This is a genomic window from Cyclobacterium jeungdonense (genome assembly GCF_010994275.1).
GTDB lineage: Bacteria > Bacteroidota > Bacteroidia > Cytophagales > Cyclobacteriaceae > Cyclobacterium > Cyclobacterium jeungdonense.
The window spans coordinates 252,088-272,867 of record NZ_WMCD01000006.1; the positions used below are offsets into that span (position 1 = coordinate 252,088).

Sequence of the window (20,780 nt, forward strand, 5' to 3'; positions counted from 1 at the left end):
TATGATCGATCACCAACGGCTTTTTGACGAGACTGCACTCGAATGTAGCAAACTAATAACCCAAAGGTATAGTACTTCATTTACATTGGGCATCAAAACCTTGGATAAAAAGTTTCACTTGCCTATTTATGCCATTTATGGATTTGTTCGATATGCTGATGAGATTGTAGACACCTTTCATGACAAAGACAAGCAGGCGTTATTAGATTCATTCAGGGAAGACACCTATAAGGCCATAGCAGATGGAATCAGCCTGAATCCGGTGCTTCATTCGTTTCAATTAATGGTAAATAAATACCAGATCGAAAGAGAGCTGATCGATGCCTTTCTGGCCAGCATGGAGATGGATCTGGACTTTACTACCTATAATGACTCGAAGTATAAGGAATACATTTACGGGTCAGCTGAAGTAGTTGGTTTGATGTGTCTTAAGGTGTTTTGCGAAGGAAATGACTTGCAGTACAATAAATTACAGGGAGCTGCATGCAAATTAGGTTCAGCTTTTCAGAAAGTTAATTTTTTAAGGGACCTGAAGAGTGACTTTGAAGACAGAGGACGCGTCTATTTTCCCGGTGTTGATTTTGAAAAATTCAATGATACCGTTAAAACAGAGATAGAATCAGATATCGCAAAAGATTTCAGTGAGGCACTCGACGGTATTCATCAATTACCCAAAGGAGCCATGTTAGGCGTAAAAATAGCCTATTTGTATTATCAGAAACTTTTTCATAAGATAAAAAGCTTACCGCCTGAAGTGATTAAGAGGCAACGAATACGCATACCGAATATTCGAAAAATGGCACTGCTTGCCAGGACTTATTTTGGATACAAAACGGGACTTGGTTAATGAAAGAGGAATACTATTACCTGGGACTTATGCTTTTCACCATTTCCTACCCGCTGGCACAGTCTTTCGAATCAAGGATTTATTACTATAAAAAGTGGTATGCTCTATGGCCAGCAGCCCTAATTTCCGCATTTGTCTATATCCTGTGGGACCATTGGTTTACAGTGCAAGGTGTGTGGTGGTTTAATGAACGATATATTCTAGGTTGGTATCTTTTTGATCTTCCCCTGGAAGAAATATCGTTTTTCTTTATCGTACCTTTTGCCTGCATATTTATTTATGAAGTATTGATTTACTTTATGGAGAAAGATTGGCTGAAGCCCCTGGGCAAGCCTTTTGTGTTTTTTGGGGTTCCAGTTTTGTTTCTCCTAGGCCTTTACCATTGGGATAAATTATACACCTCGTTTAATTTTATTTTTACGTCGCTATTACTTTTAGGCCATTTTCTTATATTTAAAGATAGGATCTTGGGTCGTTTTCTGGCGGGTTATTTGGTCAGCTTGATTCCCTTTATGATTGTAAACGGCGTTTTAACGGGCTCCTGGATAGAAGAACCTATCGTGGGATATAATAATGAAGAGAACCTGGGGATTCGAATTGGAACCGTTCCTATAGAAGATAGCGTTTATTCCATGGGGTTATTGCTTTTGAATATCAGTATTTATGAAAAAATCCTGAAACGCAAAACAATTAGAAAATAGTATGGTTTATAGTCTATGTTAAATTTGGATGTACATATTGACCAACATTCTGGGTTTTGTTTTGGGGTAGTGTATGCTATTGAAATGGCAGAAGAGATCCTCGACAATGAAGGCCGGCTTTATTGTCTGGGTGATATTGTACACAATGATGAAGAGGTAAAAAGACTGACTAAAAAAGGACTCGTCATTATCGATCATGAATCGCTTAACAATCTGAAAAACGAAAAAGTCCTGATCCGAGCCCATGGAGAACCTCCTTCTACCTATGAGCTTGCTATAAAAAATAACTTAACCCTGGTAGATGCCAGTTGTCCTGTGGTATTGAAGCTTCAAAACAGGATCAAAAATTCTTACGATAAAGAGGAAACTATTTACATCTACGGAAAACACGGCCATGCCGAAGTGATTGGTTTGCTTGGACAAACGAGAAACAAAGCGGTAGTATTTCAGGATATCAGTGAATTGGATATTCCCTCCCTGCCGAAAAACATCACGCTTTACAGCCAAACGACAAAAAGTACGGATAAGTTTTACGAAATTAATAAGATCCTTAAAGACAATGGAATTACCATAAATACCAACGATACCATTTGCAGACAGGTTTCCAATAGGGACAAAGAACTCCGGGAATTTGCTTCCAAATTTGATCACATTGTATTTGTTAGTGGTACTAAATCATCCAATGGTAAGGTTCTTTTTAATGTGTGCAAGGAAAAAAACCCCAATACGTATTTCGTGTCCAGTCCGGAGGAAGTAGAATTTAGCTGGTTTGCCAACAATCAAACCGTAGGGATCTGTGGAGCCACCTCCACTCCCATGTGGTTAATGGAAAAAGTAAGAGACAGGATTAGGGAATTTTGAATGATTTCGATTTTTTAGTTGTTTCTTTTTCATGAATAATTCGCCAGCTGCCCACCCCCTATCCGCGAAAATCGACCCAAAAGGTATTCTGATAGCAGCGTCCATTATGTTGTTGTGGGCTTTCTCATTGGTTTTTTTGTTGGGTTATTCTGCTGATTTTTCCGATCCGCTTGTTTATGTGGGTATTTTGGTTCAAACTCATTTGTACACCGGGCTTTTTATAACCGCCCACGATGCCATGCATGGGGTCGTTTCTTCGAACAGGAAGCTTAACCATGCCATTGGCTGGGTCGCCGCCATCTTGTTTTCCTATAATTTTTATTGGAAACTTTTTCCCAACCATCACAAACATCACCAATACGTTGCTACGGACAAAGATCCCGATTATCACTCTTCCAACCGGTTTCTTCCCTGGTACCTGAGTTTTTTGTTCAGCTATGTCAATATCTGGCAGTTCCTTTTAATGGCAGTTACTTTTAATGTGTTGAAAATCTGGATTCCGGTTCCCAATCTGGTCTTATTCTGGATGTTACCTGCCATACTTTCCACCCTGCAACTATTTTATTTTGGGACCTATCTTCCACATAGAGGAGATCATACTAACAGACATCATTCCGGTACCATGCCCGCAAATCATATTTGGGCATTTCTTTCCTGTTACTTTTTTGGATACCATTACGAACACCATGACTCACCGAATACTCCCTGGTGGCGCCTTTGGAAGACAAAAAATGTTCGTACCTGAAAAAATATTCTTTACAATCAAACATTTCTTGTTCATTTTGATTATTCTTTAAAACTACCGTTGACTATGAAGAACTTCTCAGTTGCGTTCATTTTATTTTTCGTTTTCCGGATGGCGATGGCTCAGGATGGAGTAATTCAAGGAAAAATTGTAAACCCCGTCAACAACGAACCCATCCCTTTTGCCAATGTAATTGTACAGGGGATTGACCAGGGGGCTGTTTCTGATGAGCGGGGACAATACCGGATTTCAGGCCTTGAACCAGGCTTATATAATGTGAAAGCATCCTTTGTAGGCTTCAAGTCCCAGACTTTTTATGAAGTTCAGGTGACTCTGGCAAGACCCCTGCAGCTGGACTTTGAACTCGAAGAGGATGCTTCCAACCTGGAGGAAGTAGTAGTTGATTCCGAATTTAGCCGATCAGAGGTGACGCCATTATCGGCAAGAAAGCTTAACTCGAATGAAATCGAACGTTATCCTGGAGGGAATCGAGATATCAGCAGGGTGATTCAATCCCTTCCCGGAGTGGCTAGCACCGCCAGCTTTAGAAACGACATCATTATAAGGGGAGGAGCTCCTAACGAGAATAAGTTCTTTATTGACGAAATCGAGGTGCCCGTTATCAACCATTTTGCTACACAAGGTTCATCAGGAGGCCCAGTTGGGATATTGAACGTAAACCTGATCAAAAATGTAGATGTAATCAGTGGTGGTTTTCCGGCCAATCGTATGAATGCCCTGAGTTCTTTTTTTGAATTTCAGTTAAAAGACGGCCGAAGAGACAAGATGTTTTCTCAGGTTACGGTAGGAGCCAGCGAACTGACCTTTTCTAACGAAGGGCCCCTAGGTGATAAAACTACTTATATATTTTCGGCTCGAAGATCTTATTTACAAGGATTGTTCCGGCTGCTAGGACTTCCGTTTCTGCCTACTTTCAATGATTTCACTTTCAAAACAAAAACCAAAATCAATGATAAAACAGAGTTGACCGTGCTGGGTGTGGGTGCTATCGATCAATTTGCCCTGAATTTTGATGTACCAGACGAGGAAACCACGGAAGACAGGGAAAACCGCCTTTATCTGTTAGACAACCTCCCGATTTCTACTCAATGGAACTACGCTACAGGCGTAAAACTGAAACGATTTCGAGATAACGGGTATTGGACCTTCATTTTAAGCCGAAACATGTTGAATAATCGCTCTTATAAATATGCCCAAAACGATGAGTCCAAGGAGGAAAACCTGTTGTTTGATTACTTGTCTCAGGAGAGCGAAAATAAATTCCGCGCAGAGAATAGCCTGTTTAAGGATGGTTACACCCTTCAGTACGGAGTCAATTATGAATTCAGCAGGTACTTGATAGAAAACTTTGACCGGCAGGTATTGGTTCAGGATGGGCAGGAGTTAAATATATCTTCTGTTTCACTTTTCCACAGTTACGGGGGCTTTGCCATGGGGAGCAAGAAATTCTACGATGAGCGATTGCTTGTTAATCTTGGGGTTCGACTTGATGGAAGTGATTTCGGCTCCACTGCCAGTAACCCTTTGAATCAATTTAGTCCCAGGATATCGGCGAGTTACCAGCTAAAAGAGAATCTTTTTTGGAATGCCAATGCGGGGATTTATTACCAAAAACCGCCCTACACTGTTTTAGGATTCCAAAACAACGAGGGGACCTTTGTAAATCAGGATAATGATGTCCGCTTTATCCGGGCCACCCACCTAATTTCCGGTCTGGAATGGCAGTTTCCGGAAAAAAACCGAAAGTTTTCCGCCGAGGTGTTTTATAAGAAATATGCAAATTATCCCAGTTCCATCCGAAACGGGATAGCCCTTGCCAACTTGGGAGCAGATTTTGGGGTGATTGGCAACGAACCAGTAAATTCTGATGCGGACGGTCGTGCTTATGGTCTCGAATTGTTGGCGCAACAGCGCCTTTACAAAGGGTTTTATGGAATCGCGGCCCTTACCTTAGTACGAAGTGAGTTTACCAACCCCAATACAGATTACCTTCCCTCCTCCTGGGATAATCGATTTATCGTAAGCCTGACTGCAGGGCAACGATTGCCCAAAGACTGGGAAGTGGGAGCTCGCTGGCGATTTCTCGGAGGAACGCCCTATACGCCCTATGATTTTCAAGCCTCTTCCCTTCGGTCCAATTGGGATTTGTTTAACCGGGGAATTTTTGACTACTCACGGATCAACGGTCAGCGGCTTAACAGTTTTCACCAATTGGATCTGCGCGTAGATAAAAAATACTTTTTTGACAAGTGGAACCTTAATTGGTATTTTGATATTCAAAATGCCTACAACTTCCAGGCGGAGCAGCAGCCAGAACTGATTCCCCAGCGAAATGACCAAAATGAATTGGTCGTGAACCCGGAGGACCCCAACCGGTATTTACTTCGCGAAGTTCCCAATCCTGCCGGCTCAGTATTGCCAACTGTTGGTCTTATAATAGAATTTTGACCCAATATGTAGTATCTTCGGGGCTTAATGAAGCGAAGAACTACTTTTTTCCTAATCCTTCAATTTCTCCTCTGCTATCCTGCTCCTGCGCAGGAGCAGGATAGCACTGTTGACTTAGGAAAATCCGAGTCTTTTGCAGGGAAGCTTTTTGGTTTAGCTGACCGGACCATAGAGCTTTTGAGTACGGATTCGTGGACTTTTATCCCAGCCTTGACTTACTCGCCAGAAACAAGTCTGGGTATTGGAGGTAGGGCACTAAAAATTTTCCGGACAGGCAAAGACCGCGCATTTGAATCCACGCGCCCATCATCCTTACCACTGACCTTTTTGTATACCTTAAACCACCAGGTAATTCTGACAGGGGAGTTGGAGTTATGGATGGATGAGAACAGGTCCTTTCTGAACGCAAGAATGGAGTTTTCTGATTATCCTTTCGAATTTTCAGGTATAGGAAATGAAGTGGTGGAAGCTGAACCCTATGCCAGCAGGTATTTTTTCTTTCATCTATATTACGAGAAAAAAATCGCAAAGGGGCTTTACCTCGGTCCCCGGTATGAGTTTAGGGTGGATGATCTTTACCAAAAAATTCCCGGAGGGATGTTGGATTCCAGGAATATTCCGGGCAGTAATGGGCAACGCTTGTCCGGTCTGGGATTGGCAGTAAATTTTGATAGAAGAGACAATATTTTCCAGCCCACCAAGGGAGTATACCACCAACTATCCTGGATGAAGTTTCATTCACTTTTTGGTAGTAATTATGATTTTTCGCAATGGATCTTTGATTTTAGAAAATATTGGTCTGTTGGGAAAGAACAGGTACTGGTTGGACAGGCAAGGTTTAGCTTTTCGGAGGGAGAGGTGCCGTTTCAGCATTTAGCGATGATGGGGGGCAGTGATTTGATGCGTGGGTATTTTGAAGGCCGGTACCGCGACAGGCATGCCATGGTATATCAGGCAGAATGGCGTTTTCCGGTTTACCGGAATCTGAGAATGGTTGCCTTTGGTAGTGCAGGACAGGTAGGAAGGAAATCTTCGGACTTTGGTCTGAATCGCAACCTGCGCATGGCCGGTGGTTTGGGCTTCAGGTATCGGTTAAACGAGGAAGGGCTGCATTTAAGGATTGATTTTGCCTACGGGGATCAGCCGGCCTTTTATTTTGGACTAAATGAGGTGATCTAGCTAACAGCGCGTTTCTAAAATCTGAACGAATGGAAATAAGAGCATTGAACCAATTGTTAGGCAACATTGATATTTATTTGCTTGACCAATTATTAAAAGAGCGTTTCGATAAAGAGATGCTTATTCTGGATGCAGGGTGTGGAGAAGGCAGGAACACCCATTATTTTATCCGATCTGGCTACCAAATCCTGGGAGTGGACAATAACCCTGTAGCTATTCAAATGGCCAGGATTACAGCGAAAACCCTGGACCCGACTTTTGACTCCATGCGGTTTTTAGTGGCGCCGGTAGAGGATCTTCCTTTCCATACGGGGGCTTTTGATGTATTGATCAGTAGTGCTGTCATGCATTTCGCGAACGACAAAGCTCATTTTGAAGCCATGTTACAGGAGCAAATGCGGGTGCTAAAAAAGGGAGGCATTTTTTGGCTAAGGACCTGCACGGATGCGGGAGGTTGTTTTCCTTTGGCATCCGAGAATGAAGAACTAAGGCAAGAACTACCGGATGGCACCGAAAGGTTTGTTTTTACAGAAAAATTAAAGAAAGAAGTGATAAAAAAATTCTCCCTGACCCTTCTAGAACCTGCAAAATCGGTTGTGGTCCATGGTAAGCGAGCAATGGGTGTTTATTTGTTTCAAAAAGAGTAGTAATCAGGAAGGTAACGATCGTGAGCATGATACCATTGGATTTACAGTATGCCCTCGAATTGATAGGGACCTTTTTCTTTGCCATATCGGGAGCATTGGCGGTTCAAAACAGGGAGCACGATTTATTTGGTGCGGGTTTTACTGGATTTATCACAGCCATTGGAGGGGGCAGTTTGCGGGATATTATTTTAGGAGCTTATCCCCTGGTTTGGATTGGTAATGTTAATTTTTTGTATGCCATCTTTGCAGGATTGATTACCACTTTTGTTTTTTTTCCCCTGGTAGCCAGATTGAGAAAAACCTTATTTTTGTTTGATACCCTGGGTATCGCCTTTTTTACGATATTAGGCGTTGAAAAGACCCTTGCTCTCGGTTTCCGACCCGAAGTAGCCGCTATCATGGGCATGTTTAGTGCTGTCATGGGAGGAGTGATCCGGGATACCCTTACCAATGAAATCCCCATATTGTTCCGGAAGGAGGTATATGCTTCAGCTTGTCTCACCGGAGCAGTGGTTTACCTTGTTCTGAATTATTACGGAATGGGACGCAATATCAATCTATTGGTGTCTATTTCACTAATCATTCTGATACGTCTGGTAGCGGTTAGGTTTAAACTTAGTTTGCCTACCTTAAAGTAGCAGGTTTTTACAAGGGTTGGATTGAGAGATGGTATTTTGACAACTATTTGAGGTATAACTAATAGAAAACTCACCATAAACTATTCTTTTTAATTTATGCAAATTCAAATCTTTCAAAGCAGGGAAGCCTTACACCGAGCCGTTGCTGACAGGTTTATTGCCGCGGTAAAGGCTAATCCCCAAAGTGTACTTGGTTTATCCACCGGAAGTTCACCGCTGGAAACCTACGCTAATCTGGTCCGTGACCATCAACGAAATGGTACGGATTACAGTAAAATCCATACCTTCAATCTAGATGAATACGTGGGATTGAGTGGCAGTCATCCACAGAGTTACCGTTACTTTATGAATGCCCATCTGTTCCGTCATCTTAATATCCCAATAGCCCAAACCCATGTACCAACAGGTGTGGGGGATCTGGAAAAGGAGTGCGAAAGGTACGAAAAAGAGATCCTTGAGCAGGGAGGTATTGACCTGCAGTTACTTGGACTGGGTACCAATGGGCATATAGGATTTAACGAGCCCGGCACCTCCTTCGACTCAAGGACCCATGTAATTAGCCTATTGAAAGAAACGATAGAAGCAAACGCCCGATTCTTTTCGGGAAAGGAAGAGGTCCCAACCAAAGCTATCACCATGGGAATTCAGAGCATTATGGATGCCCGGCAAATTGTCCTTCTCGCATATGGAAGCAAAAAAGCAGCTCCGATTCGGGATGCAGTGAATGGACCTATCACCGAAACGATGCCTGCATCGATACTTCAGAATCATCCGGATGTCACGCTCTATTTGGACGAGGAAGCTGCCTCTCTGCTTTAGATTCAGTAGATTCCCTGGGAAGGGGCTCCTGCGAAGTAAGGTTGTTTTTGGTTTTTCCCATCATCAGGTTCCGAAGGTAAACTTTGAAAATGGTGCCCCTTCCCACTTCACTTTCGATTTCGATTTTTCCATCATTAACACGGATCTGTTCCCTTACCAGGTAGAGCCCTAGTCCTTTGCCTTCCACGTGATTATGAAACCGCTGGTAAAGGCCAAAGATGCGGTCCCCGTATCTTTTTAGGTCTAGTCCGATGCCGTTGTCTTCAAAGTGGATAATGCAATAGCCTTTTTCTTTATAGGTGCGGATATAGACTTCGGGCGACCGATCCGGATGTCTATATTTGACCGCATTGGTCATGAAATTCATAAAAAAATTTTCTAAGTGGGCGTGGACATAATTCATTTCTTCCAGGTCCGTAAAATCCTTGTGAATCTTTATTCCTGACTCTTTCAATTGGTTAAACAGGCTTTTTTCCACATTATTTAGCAGTAACTTGAAGTCGATCAATTCTACTTTTGGGATTTTTTGTTTTTTAATAGAAACCACCTCTATCAAGTCTTGAAGCGTGGCATCGAGCAGGTTGGTAGAGATTTTTAAGTTTTCCATGACCTCTATGTTTTCAGGGTCTGCTGGATCTTCCTCATTAAAAAGGTCTATCAGGAGGGAAATATTGACAATGGGAGCCCTCAAATTATGGGATACAATGTACGCAAAGCGCAGCAATTCTTCGTTATGTGATTTTAAGTCCTTTATTAGTTTTTCGCGTTCGGATTCCAGTTTTTTAGCCTTGGTAATATTTTGCTTTACCAATAAAATCCGATCAATGTTTCCAGCATCATTTGTAAGGGGGACACCGCTTTTAAGAAACCGCTGCTGTTGAGCTTCGGTTTCAAAGGAAACCCGTTGACCCTGCAGTATTTTATTCAGGTTTTTCCTGGTGATGGCGAGGTTTTCTCCCGTATACTGGTCCAGATGGGAAGTACCTACCAGGGATTTGGGGTCCTTTCCTGCAAGCCGGTATTCTTCACCATCCGTAAAAATATAATTAAAGGACTTGTCCAACACATCTACAGTACCTCCGGGAAAGTTTTCTGCGATGCTGCGATACAATTGCTCGGATGCAATCAGTCTTTTCTCGGAAACGGTCCGGTCAGTAATGTCATCGACAAATACGACGTAGGAAACCCGATTTCTTTTTCCGTAGCGAATACGCGTAAAAGAAATTTTAAGTTCTTTAAAATCTTCCGCTCCGTTGGGAAGTAACAAGTAGGCGGTATTTTTTTTTGAGTGGGAAAATTGAGTAATAACCTCCCGAAGATTTTGTTTAATTCCGTTATTTATCAACACTGTTTCCAGCAGATTATCTTTTCTTTTGAGGTTGAAAACAGGTAAGGTTTTGTTATTAATAAGGGTAATTTCAAATTGGTGATTGACTGCAAAAATAGCATAGGCTGTTCCGTTCAGAATGGCATCGTGCATAAAATTGGTTTCCTGCAGGGTGGATTCAAAACGGAATCGGTGCAGTTCTTTTCCTATCCAGTCAGCTAAGATCCGAAATAATTCCCGGTATAAGGAGCGGTTTTGGAGGGGTTCCTGATGAAGAAAACATAGCGTGCCAATTTTAGTTTTTTCTTTATCCAGCAAGTCCAAACGTATCAATGAGGCAATTTGGTGTTTTTTAAGAAATGGATGCGGATCCAATGCATTTCCGTCTTGGGAAGAAAGCATTAAAAAATTCCTTTCCTGGGTGGGAGTGGGTAGATCGTGATTAAGAAATTTCCGCCACTTTTCAGAAATTCCTGAAGTCAGTGTGCCAGAAATAGCCAGGGAAACCATTTCTAAGGAGTGATTGACGGGGTCTGTATTGGCAATCATGCAATAGGTGAAACCCAGCTTTTTATACAACAAGAGGACAATTTGATCAAATAGCGCTTTACCGCTAAATTGATTGGAAATTTCGGTGACCTCTTTGAGTGTCTTTTGAATAAATTCTTTTTCGTTAAGGTTCTGGATAATACCTTCTTTTTCCAGCAGGTTCTTTTTGGCCTTGTTTATTTCCGATACATCCCGGAGAATACCGACCAGTACCGTTCTTTTCGAGGGAATATCATAAAATACTTTCAAGCTATTTTTTAGATGCAGGTATGTGTCCTTGTTGTTTTTTACCCGATAGGTGAGGGTGTAAGAATCCAGTTCATACCTGGGGGTAAAAAACAGTTCCCGGACTTTGACCCGATCGTTGGGGTGCACCATTTCCAACCAATCCCATATCGAATAGTTTTTAAACTGGTTTTCTTCATAGCCCAGCAACTCAGTGATGGCCCCCGACCAAATCATCTCCTTGTCTTCCCTGAGGTACTCAAAATACAAAATATCTAAAAAACTATGAGGAATGTAGTTGGGTTTATTTTCAATTAGATTTGGGAATTTCGGACGGTTGCGTTGCTTCTTTATAGCCAAAAGCTGGTATCCATTTTTTAAAGAAAGGCTGTTCATTTTCAGCACATCCAAATCTAAAACCTGTCCCGATAAATTCCCCTTACAAAGCTCGTTTAGTTTTTCCGTATCCGAAAACCGATATTTATCGTGTAAGTGCTGACAGAATTCTTGCATATCCTTTGGAATAAACCCCGAGGGATTGGAAATATCTGTGAGGATCGTTTGCGTTAACGGATGAACTATCCAGGAAGACTGGGTTTCCGCAGGCCGGTTGGGTACAATCATAGCGTTGACCAGGTAACTGTTTTCTTCCTGAGCCATGGTAAAGCCTTCAATTTTTACCCAGGTAAATTTATTTTGCCCCAAAAAAAAGGGCACCTCCAACACTTCGGCTTTCCCCAGGTAATCAAACAGTCTTTCGAAGACCGGGGATTGAATCGTAGGAAAAATTTCATCAAAAAATTCGGTCCTGTAAAATTTTGACCGCTCATTAAAAATCCCAAAAAAGCTTTTGGATACATAAAGAATCTCAAAAACCCCTTCACTTGATTTTTTAAAAGTTAATAGTAAGTTATTGAATTTCTTCTCAGGCATTTACCACATTCAGTGAATATCAAAAGTCTTTAAGCAAAGATCAGTTAAATTTAACTTAAATTTCAAAAAATACACAATAAATTTATATTAGTCAAAATTTACTGTACGAAATTCATATAATCACCTACGTGATTAAATAACTATAATTGTTTTTCCAGTAAGAAGGTGATTTTGTGTAAAGTGGAGACGTTTTCATCAGCAGGATCTCTGCGAAGCAATTCGAGTGAAATCACCTTTCCTTCGTTTGACCTTAGCAGATCGGTAATGTCGGATAGTTTCCAGAAGGGGGCAGGAATTTTATTTATTGAAATGATTTCGTCGAATTCCTGAACGCCTTGTTGATGAGCAGGGGACCCCTCCCTTACCTGACTGATATAAAAACGTTTGGTTTCAGCTGAATATACCCGAACCATCAATCCACTCATGTCGTATTTAAACTCGTTACTGAATCGAGCTCCTTTTTTGAAGAGCATTCTTTTTCTGGGATAATCCATAATGATTTTCATCCGGTTAAGTACATCTGAACCGATACTCCCATTTCGGCCCGTATCGATGATTACATCTGAAAACTCGTTTTCTTCCGGATAGGAAGTGATGACATTCCTGAATTTCAGTCCGTTTATACCCACTCTTTTTACCCGGCCCACAAAGCCAAACAAATCTCCGCCAAGGGAACGGCCCAGGTCGCTTTCCAGCGTGACCTCAGGAAGAACAATTTCATCGCTTGTCTCCATATTAAGCAACAAACCATGATTGGCTCCTGTGTCAATCAGCAATTTTGAGTTTAGGTTCGGTCCATTTGATTGGCGGATGGTGGCTTGAATGTAGGGCTTGTTTCCCAAAATCTCAATTTCTGTTTTTCGAAAGCCCAAAGGCCTCCATTTGAGCGCAGATCTTTTGTAGAAACTAATAATACCATTGTCATAATCAATTTTTACGGGGTTATTTTTAAAAAATTCATGACCAATTACTCCAAAAACTGGAATACCTATGACCTTTTCCAATTCCAGAAAATCTTCGTCTAAAACCAATATTGCCTGAAATATCCCTTCGATGGGTCCCAGATCAAAATGGTTGTTTGGTGAGACGGAGGCACTCAATACCGTTTTTCCGTCGGCTCCTACCAGGTTTAATTTTCGGGTATATTGCATGTCCAATTCATCAGCCAGGGTTTTGCTGAAAAAAATATTGGATTTCACTCCTGTATCGAACAAAAAATTCACCTCAGGCCCTCCGTTGATCGATATGGGCATGATGATGAGGCTATTGGAATCAATAAATGGCAGGTTCACTTTTCTCTTTTCTTTTTTCATGTAAAAGCCGGGAACCTGGCTTTGCAGGGAGAAAGCAATGAAAAACGAAAGAAAAAAAAAGATAAACGGTTTGATACCAAGGTGCATAGATGCTGGGTTCGTGTTTATTGTTTTAATATAGAAAATTAATTTTAGTACTCAGTCATTAACGGCTATTCTTTGATGTTGTTTGAATTTACCGATCTCTTATTTAGAAGGATTGAAAATAACTATGGATAATGAGGATTGGAAAGTTAACAGGTTTGATAAATCTAAAAAATAACTCATCTTTAATCTTTAGAATTCTAGAGTCATGGCCGAAAAGTCAATAATTGAAAAAGCAAAGAAAATTTTCGAAAATTACCTCATCCGACAAGGGAGCCGTAAAACCCCTGAACGCTTCTCCGTAATCGATGAGCTTTATGCCTTGCCCCAGGATGAACACATAGATGTGGAAGGTTTATTTTTAAAAATGAGAAACAGTGGGTATTCCATTAGCAGGGCTACCATATACAACACCCTGGACCTATTGGTAGAATGTGGTCTGGCAGTGAAGCATCAATTTAAGGACAAGGTTGCCCTGTACGAACAAGCACTTACCTACAAGCATCATGACCATTACGTCTGTAATCAATGCAGAAAGATTAAGGAATTTTCGGATCAGCGGATTAATTTAATAAAGGACGCCATGGGAAAGGAATTTTCATCCCACATTACCAGTCATTCCCTGGTGCTGTATGGGGATTGTAAGATTCCCGAATGCGAAAACTTACATGTCGTATTGTAAGAACATCTTTTTTCCGATCTAAATTGGACTATCATGTCTAAAATACTTTTTATAAACAGGTTTGCGCATGGCAAACTGAGCGTACAATACGGGGAATAACAACAGCCCCAATAACCTATTTGGAGCCCGGTAGTTAATTTCATCGATGATTAAGGATTGAGAAACACCCTGCCTTACCACGCGGTGTTTGTGCCTCCAGGAACGGAGAAAAAAAGGTAGTTCTTTTCCTTCATCTACAAAGTAAAACTCCTTTTCATCCGTTTGATCTTCGGTAATCTCACTCGTCCATACTTGTTTGAAAAAAATAAAATTTAACTCCAGACTGACGATGTCTCCAGTAGATGAGCCATCAAAGCGAAGCAACTTCACCGGAGGAAAAGGCGGGTTCAGGGATTCAAATAAATCCTCCGTGAACCCTTCTTTTACTTTTAGAAAGGGTTGGCTTACCCTGGTACTAAGGTTGATTTTCATTAATAAAATCGGCGCTGTTGATTTATTATTTATTGCATGTTTTTCAGGTATTTAAATAAATCACTGTCTGAAGAGATTACCAGATTGGTTTTCTCATCCAACGAATTTTCTAGCGCTTCCATGGACCGTAGAAATTGGTACAGGTCGATAGACTGCCTGTTTTTGTTGTAAGCAGAAGCGTATATCTCCGTTGCTTCAGCATCTGCCCGACCACGAATTTCTTCAGACTGTCTAACCGCTTCCGATTGAATTTGAGCAAGATCCCGTTCTTTATCCCCTTGGATTTTGCGGGCTTCACCCTGGCCTTCTGAACGGAACTGATCCGCAATCCGGTTTCGTTCGCTTATCATTCGGTCATAAACCCTGTCGCGCACCTCATCTACGTAGTTCATACGCTTAAACTTGAAATCCAGAATTCGCACGCCCAAATCTGAAGTCCTTTCATTGGCCTTTTGTAAAACGATCTCTTCGATCGCCTCCCTGCCCACTTCGATGTCCTCCAAAACTTCCAGTTCTTCCATAAAGTCTTCCGTGACTTCCGGATCCCGATTGGTGGAACGAACAATATCCAACAGGTCGTTGCTGGCGATGGCATTCCGGGTTTCTCCATCCAGAATGTCATCCAGCCTGGATTGAGCGGAACGTTCGTCCCTCAAACGGATAAAAAACTGCAAGGGGTCTGTAATTTGCCAGCGGGCATAGGTATCGACAAAAATAAACTTCTTGTCTTTAGTGGGTACCTGATTTTTGTCCCCATCCCATTCCAGGTAGCGCTTATCAAAAAATTGCACCTTTTGTATAAAGGGAATAACAAAGTTAACCCCAGGGCTGGTGCGTGGTTCTCCCACTGGTTTACCAAATTGCGTAACAATAGCCTGCTGTGTTTCATCGAGGATGAACACACTCTGACCAATAAAGATCAATGCTACTACCACTAATACAATGTATACTATTTTACTTTTTTTCATTTGTCGACTTTTTTTCTATTCCGTTAGGCTCAGGGAGTAGGATTTTGGATGGCCTTGTTTAAGTTTAGCAAAGGCAAGACGTTGCTTCCCGTTTCATCCGTAATGATCGTATTTCCGATTTTCGGGAGCACTTTTTCGAGGGTTTCCAGATACAAACGCTGCCTGGTCACTTCCGGTGCCTTGATATATGCCGCATAGACGGAATTAAACCTCTCGGCTTCCCCTCTCGCACCATTTATTCTGTTTAAGGCATAGGCCTCTGCTAATTGGATGGTTTCATCTGCTATTCCCCTCGCTCTTGGGATTACCCGATTGTAATCGGCCTCTGCCTCATTAATAAGCGTTTCTCTTTCCTGCTGGGCTTCATTAACCGCATTGAAACTAGGTTTTACAGGTTCCGGAGGATTTACATCCTGTAATACCACCTGATCGATTCGGATGCCATTTTCATATTCATCACATAGTTCCTGTAGCAGAATTTCGACACTGGTCGCAATCTCCTGCCTGCCCACGGTCAGTACCTCATTTACAGTGCGGTCACCCACTATTTTTCTCATTGCGGCCTCTGACATATCGTTCAGCGTTTTATCTGCATTTCGGACTTTAAAGAGATAGTTGTAGGAATTGACGATCCGGTACTGCACCACCCATTCTACATCGGTTAGATTTAAGTCACCGGTAAGCATCATGCTTTCATCCCCGAATCCGGATTTCACGTATTCCGATTGCGTTCCAGCACTGCTGGTCCGAAATCCAAATTCTTGTTTCAATTGTCGCTGAACCGGAATTTTATACATGGTCTCCGCAAATGGAATAATAAAATTCAGTCCGGGATTAACGGTGCGATTGTATTCCCCCAATTGAATCACCACCCCTTCTTCTTCCGGTCCCACGGTTTTAACGGCTGAAAACAGCACAATTACCGCGGCCACCACCAGAACTATTTTGAATAAATATTTCTTTATCCAATCCGGGTTGACGTTGATCTCAAATTGTTTGTCTGACATAGTATTTATTTTTTTTGCAATTTACGATTAATTGATGGAAGTAACCCCAGGGAGCGAACTCATTTCAAAGGTGCCTGCCTGAATTCTAATCTAAAACATCCACAGAAATAACACGAACAGGATTAACCAGACTGCATCCATGAATTTCCAGTAAACTGAAAATAACTCCAGTTTCATTTTCTCATAAGGGTTGGTCAGGAGTATCAGGGATTTGACAGGGTCTTTCTCCGTTTTCCCAATTTGGATCAGAAGCACCAATGCGTAAATCAGTGCCCCACCCAGATGGAAAAGGTGAATACCGCTTAACAGGTAAAGAAAACTACCTGATGGAATGCCCCGAAAGTCTATGCCTATGTCCGAAAGTTCTGTCCATCCCAAAAACTGAGAAATCGAAAAAAATAAACCCAGGAGAAGCGTATAAAACAAGTATTTCTTTGCCTGTTCTGGTTGCTCTGAAAGGAATCCGGGAATTATCTTGCCAGAGGTGTAAGTACTAACAAGGATAACCAGGGTACTCAAAATAAATGATTTTGGAATAGTAAACTGCTCATAGACACCTGCACCCGGTTGTGAAAGGACAAATGCCGTGGTAAGAAAGAAAAAAAGTAAACCACTGCTAAACATACCCAAGTACAGGATCGTCCTGTATGGATGCATGTTTTCAATTTTTTGAAACCAGTGAGCTTTGTCTTCTTTTTGCATACCCTACCAATTGGTAACAAAACAAATCTACCCTTTGTTGGTTCAAACCATTTAATTTTCTCAAGGAATGGGATTCCGGAACAAAGGCTCCTTATTTGCGGGGAAATTAATAAATTGCGGCCGTTAGTTTATGACCATTAAATAAAATATCGTTGGATAGACAATCGTTTTTGTCGCTTTACGAAGAAGACCCCTTCGTCAGGAACCTGGCTTTAACCTTGAGGGAAGGCCACCATAATAGAATGCAGGTTAGGGGCTTATCCGGAAGTATGGACATGATTCTGCTGCAGGCAATGGTCAAACTTACGGGAGGATTTCATGTAGTGCTGGCGCATGATAGAGAAGAAGCTGCTTATTTGGCTGGAGACTGGCAGGCCCTGACAGGGTCGCGACCCTATCTTTTTCCCGCCAGTTATAAAAAACCCTATCACCACGAAGACATTGAAAACGCCAATGTACTTTTGCGCGCTGAAATACTTAACCAGTTGTCCCAGTCACCAGAGACAGGTAAAATACTGGTCACTTCCCCAGAGGCCATTTACGAGAAGGTAATCAATAAAAAGAGCCTGAAAGAAAGCACATTTACCGTTCGTACGGGCGAAATGGTGGATTTGGCTTTCGTTGAAGAGTTATTCAGTACCTATGGTTTTGAAAAGGCAGACTTTGTCTACGAGGCAGGCCAATTTGCGGTAAGAGGGGGGATTATTGATATTTTTTCCTACGCCAATGACATGCCATATCGCCTGGAATTGTTTGGAAAGGAAATAGACAGCATCCGGGTATTTGATCCCGAGACGCAATTGTCCACCGTACCCATTGATCAAATCAGTATCATTCCAAACATTCAGACCAGTTTGCAGGAAGAATCCCGACAGCCGCTAACGGATTTTTTTCCGGAGAAGACTTGTTTTTGGATAAAGGATTATGCGCATTGCCTGGGCGTATTGGAGAGCTTATACGAAAAGGGGCAGGATTACTATCAGGATGGTGGCGATGCCGGTAAGACCTTGCTGATGCATCCTGAAAAGCTTTTCTTGTCAAAGGCTGCATTTGAGGAAGCCATTGCACCTTTCAGGCAAGTTGCTTTTGGCCATGTGTTTGCCTGGAAGGATGTCCCCGAGTTTCAGTATCAGGGACAGCCACAGCCTTCCTTTAATAAGCATTTTGATTTGTTGGTTCAGAACCTGAACGAAAATGCGGCCAAAGGAATCCGAAACATCATCTGCTCGGAAAGTGAAAAGCAAATAGGTCGGCTCCAGAATATTTTTTCGGAAGTAGACCCGAGTCTTGAAATCCAAACCCTGCCCATCAGCCTTAGGGAAGGGTTTATAGATGCCTCATTAAAATTAGCTTGTTATACAGACCACCAGATTTTCGAAAGGTTTCACCGCTACAAAACCAGCGGTAGGAGCAGTAAGTCCAAAGCCCTCACGCTGAAAGAGATCAAAAGTTTGCATCCGGGGGATTTTATTGTGCATGTGGATTACGGTATCGGCCGCTTCGCCGGATTAGAAAAAGTAGATGTAAATGGAAAGCTACAGGAAGCCATCCGTCTGGTTTTTCGGGACGATGATTTGTTGTATGTCAACATCCATTCCCTGCATAAAATATCCAAATACAGCAGTCAGGAAGGAACCCTTCCCACGATGTCCAAGCTGGGTTCTCAGGAATGGGAAAACAAGAAAAAGAAGGTAAAGAAAAAGGTCAAAGACATTGCTAAAGACCTGATCCGCCTTTATTCCAAACGCAAATCGGCCCCAGGTCATCGCTTTTCCCAGGACAGTGTACTTCAGGTGGAGTTAGAAAGTTCCTTTATCTATGAGGATACGCCGGATCAGGCAACGGCCACAACGGATGTCAAAGAAGACATGGAGAAGCCCTACCCCATGGACCGTCTTGTTTGCGGGGATGTAGGATTTGGGAAAACGGAGGTAGCAGTCCGGGCAGTATTCAAAGCAGTAAATGATCGCAAGCAGGTAGCCGTCTTGGTCCCGACCACCATTTTAGCCATGCAGCACTACCAGACTTTTAAGGAGCGACTGGCCGATTTTCCGGTTGTTGTGGAGTACATCAACCGATTTCGGACGGCCAAAGAAACCAAGGAAATCATCCAAAAGGTAAGCAGCGGTGAAATTGACGTGCTGATCGGAACACATCGTATCGTAAACAAAGACATAAAGTTCAAAGACCTGGGGCTGTTGGTCATTGATGAAGAGCAAAAATTTGGTGTAAAGGTAAAAGAGCAGCTCAAAGAGCTCCGGGTAAATGTCGATGTGCTTACGCTAACCGCCACCCCAATTCCGAGGACCTTGCATTTCTCTCTGATGGGGGCCCGGGACCTGTCGGTAATTGCCACCCCACCCCCAAACCGTCAGCCGGTAACCACTGAAATTTATACGTTTAGGGAAGATATCATTCGGGATGCAGTGGCAAATGAACTGAGTCGGGGAGGACAGGTGTTTTTTGTGCACAATCGGGTCGGAGAGATTGATTCCATTGCTAACCTGATCCTACGATTGGTGCCCGATGCCAAAGTAATAGGAGCCCACGGGCAGATGGATGGAAAAAAACTCGAAAGGGTCATGGTCGATTTTATTGAAGGAGCTTACGATGTTTTGATATCTACCAACATCATTGAATCTGGCCTCGATATTCCCAATGCCAACACCATCATAATAAACCGGGCTCATATGTTTGGCATGAGTGATTTACACCAGATGAGAGGCAGGGTAGGGCGTAGTAATAAAAAGGCATATTGCTTTTTGCTTACCCCACCCACTTCCACCCTGAGTGCGGAATCCAGGAAACGTTTGCAGGCATTGGAGGAGTTTTCAGATTTAGGTGATGGATTCAAATTAGCGATGAGAGATCTGGACATCCGCGGAGCGGGTAACTTGCTAGGTGCTGAACAAAGCGGTTTTATTTCCGATCTGGGTTTTGAAATGTATCATAAAATTTTAGATGAAGCGGTACAGGAGTTGAAGCAAACTGAATTTGCCTCCCTTTTTGAATCAGACCTGAAGGAAAAAACCGCCGTACTGGTTCAGGATTGTGTAATAGAAACGGATCTGGAATTATTGATCCCTGATAACTACGTTAGCAATATTTCCGAGAGACTGGGATTGTATTCCAAATTGGATGGTATTAAGGAAGAAAAGGAACTTGCTTCATTTAAAGAAGAAATCAGGGATCGATTTGGTCCCATTCCGGACCGGGTTCAAGCCTTGTTTGAAACGGTGGAATTGCGCTGGATGGCCGAGCGGCTGGGTTTTGAAAAACTGGCCTTGAAAAACGAACAAATGAAATGCTATTTCGTTTCATCAAAAAAGGACGCCTATTACAGCTCTTCCGTGTTTCAAAATATCATGGCCTTCATACAGTCCAAAGGGAGGTATTGTAAAATAAAAGAGACTAAAGATCGTTTACTATTGGTAATAAGGGATGTAGATTCCATAGGGAAAGCCAAAAGATGGCTGGGAGATATGTTGGCGACTTGATCCCGACTACCCCCTTACCCTTTTGGGAAAGAGAGGTTTATAAAGAAATAATCAAAATAAATCAAAATTTTTCATGCCAGCATTTATAACTATGGTATGAAGGTTTTTGTAGTATT

At 42.2% G+C, this 20,780-nt stretch carries 17 protein-coding genes; 11 read left to right on the top strand and 6 right to left on the bottom strand.

The genetic code is table 11. The annotated features are described in order from the left end of the window. The first annotated feature begins 1 nt into the window (after position 1). The 9 genes from GKS34_RS14090 to nagB all read left to right on the top strand — a co-directional run bounded on the left by GKS34_RS14090 (position 2) and on the right by nagB (position 8,906). Entirely contained in the window at positions 2-847 is an 846-nt protein-coding gene (locus tag GKS34_RS14090) for a phytoene/squalene synthase family protein (RefSeq protein WP_163385478.1), read from the top strand. Beyond that, positions 847-1,548, top strand: coding sequence for a lycopene cyclase domain-containing protein (locus GKS34_RS14095; protein ID WP_163385479.1), 702 nt, complete (start codon positions 847-849; stop codon positions 1,546-1,548). The genes GKS34_RS14090 and GKS34_RS14095 overlap by 1 nt, the downstream gene beginning before the upstream one ends. 15 nt (positions 1,549-1,563) lie before the next feature. Next, complete coding sequence (locus tag GKS34_RS14100; protein ID WP_163385480.1) at positions 1,564-2,409, top strand: 4-hydroxy-3-methylbut-2-enyl diphosphate reductase; 846 nt, start codon at positions 1,564-1,566, stop codon at positions 2,407-2,409. Positions 2,410-2,440: 31 nt separating this feature from the next. Beyond that, entirely contained in the window at positions 2,441-3,154 is a 714-nt protein-coding gene (locus tag GKS34_RS14105; protein ID WP_163385481.1) for a fatty acid desaturase, read from the top strand. 66 nt (positions 3,155-3,220) lie between these two features. Then, positions 3,221-5,623 carry a TonB-dependent receptor gene (locus GKS34_RS14110; protein ID WP_163385482.1) on the top strand — a complete coding sequence of 801 codons (2,403 nt, stop codon included), beginning with the start codon at positions 3,221-3,223 and terminating at the stop codon, positions 5,621-5,623. Positions 5,624-5,650: 27 nt separating this feature from the next. Further along, positions 5,651-6,802 carry a BamA/TamA family outer membrane protein gene (locus GKS34_RS14115; protein WP_163385484.1) on the top strand — a complete coding sequence of 384 codons (1,152 nt, stop codon included), beginning with the start codon at positions 5,651-5,653 and terminating at the stop codon, positions 6,800-6,802. Between the two features lie 29 nt (positions 6,803-6,831). Next, complete coding sequence (locus GKS34_RS14120) at positions 6,832-7,449, top strand: class I SAM-dependent methyltransferase (RefSeq protein ID WP_163385486.1); 618 nt, start codon at positions 6,832-6,834, stop codon at positions 7,447-7,449. A gap of 35 nt (positions 7,450-7,484) precedes the next feature. Further along, a complete protein-coding gene (locus tag GKS34_RS14125; RefSeq protein WP_163385627.1) occupies positions 7,485-8,087 on the top strand; it encodes a trimeric intracellular cation channel family protein in 603 nt (200 codons plus the stop codon). A 96-nt stretch (positions 8,088-8,183) separates the two neighbouring features. Then, the gene (gene nagB, locus GKS34_RS14130) at positions 8,184-8,906 is read left to right on the top strand and encodes a glucosamine-6-phosphate deaminase (RefSeq protein ID WP_163385488.1); all 723 of its coding nucleotides are present in this window, start codon (positions 8,184-8,186) and stop codon (positions 8,904-8,906) included. Here nagB and GKS34_RS14135 read toward each other — a convergent pair. Together GKS34_RS14135 and GKS34_RS14140 are read right to left on the bottom strand one after the other, a co-directional pair. Further along, the gene (locus GKS34_RS14135) at positions 8,866-11,940 is read right to left on the bottom strand and encodes an ATP-binding protein (RefSeq protein ID WP_163385490.1); all 3,075 of its coding nucleotides are present in this window, start codon (positions 11,938-11,940) and stop codon (positions 8,866-8,868) included. The two genes, nagB and GKS34_RS14135, sit on opposite strands and share 41 nt — an antisense overlap. A 140-nt stretch (positions 11,941-12,080) precedes the next feature. Further along, positions 12,081-13,340: an aspartyl protease family protein gene (locus GKS34_RS14140; RefSeq protein ID WP_240459305.1), complete on the bottom strand. Its 1,260-nt coding sequence runs from the start codon at positions 13,338-13,340 to the stop codon at positions 12,081-12,083. Between the two features lie 205 nt (positions 13,341-13,545). Between GKS34_RS14140 and GKS34_RS14145 the strand changes: the two genes are divergently transcribed. Next, a complete protein-coding gene (locus GKS34_RS14145; RefSeq protein WP_163385492.1) occupies positions 13,546-14,019 on the top strand; it encodes a Fur family transcriptional regulator in 474 nt (157 codons plus the stop codon). Between the two features lie 18 nt (positions 14,020-14,037). Here the strand turns inward: GKS34_RS14145 and GKS34_RS14150 are convergent, their stop codons facing one another. The 4 genes from GKS34_RS14150 to GKS34_RS14165 all read right to left on the bottom strand — a co-directional run bounded on the left by GKS34_RS14150 (position 14,038) and on the right by GKS34_RS14165 (position 17,167). Continuing rightward, positions 14,038-14,490: an SRPBCC family protein gene (locus tag GKS34_RS14150; RefSeq protein WP_163385493.1), complete on the bottom strand. Its 453-nt coding sequence runs from the start codon at positions 14,488-14,490 to the stop codon at positions 14,038-14,040. A 29-nt stretch (positions 14,491-14,519) separates the two neighbouring features. Next, a complete protein-coding gene (gene hflC / locus GKS34_RS14155; protein WP_163385495.1) occupies positions 14,520-15,458 on the bottom strand; it encodes a protease modulator HflC in 939 nt (312 codons plus the stop codon). A gap of 29 nt (positions 15,459-15,487) precedes the next feature. Beyond that, complete coding sequence (hflK, locus tag GKS34_RS14160; RefSeq protein ID WP_163385497.1) at positions 15,488-16,465, bottom strand: FtsH protease activity modulator HflK; 978 nt, start codon at positions 16,463-16,465, stop codon at positions 15,488-15,490. 90 nt (positions 16,466-16,555) lie between these two features. Next, positions 16,556-17,167: a cytochrome c oxidase subunit 3 gene (locus GKS34_RS14165; RefSeq protein WP_163385498.1), complete on the bottom strand. Its 612-nt coding sequence runs from the start codon at positions 17,165-17,167 to the stop codon at positions 16,556-16,558. A 152-nt stretch (positions 17,168-17,319) separates the two neighbouring features. Between GKS34_RS14165 and mfd the strand changes: the two genes are divergently transcribed. Then, positions 17,320-20,664 carry a transcription-repair coupling factor gene (gene mfd / locus GKS34_RS14170; RefSeq protein ID WP_163385500.1) on the top strand — a complete coding sequence of 1,115 codons (3,345 nt, stop codon included), beginning with the start codon at positions 17,320-17,322 and terminating at the stop codon, positions 20,662-20,664. Positions 20,665-20,780: the final 116 nt, after the last annotated feature.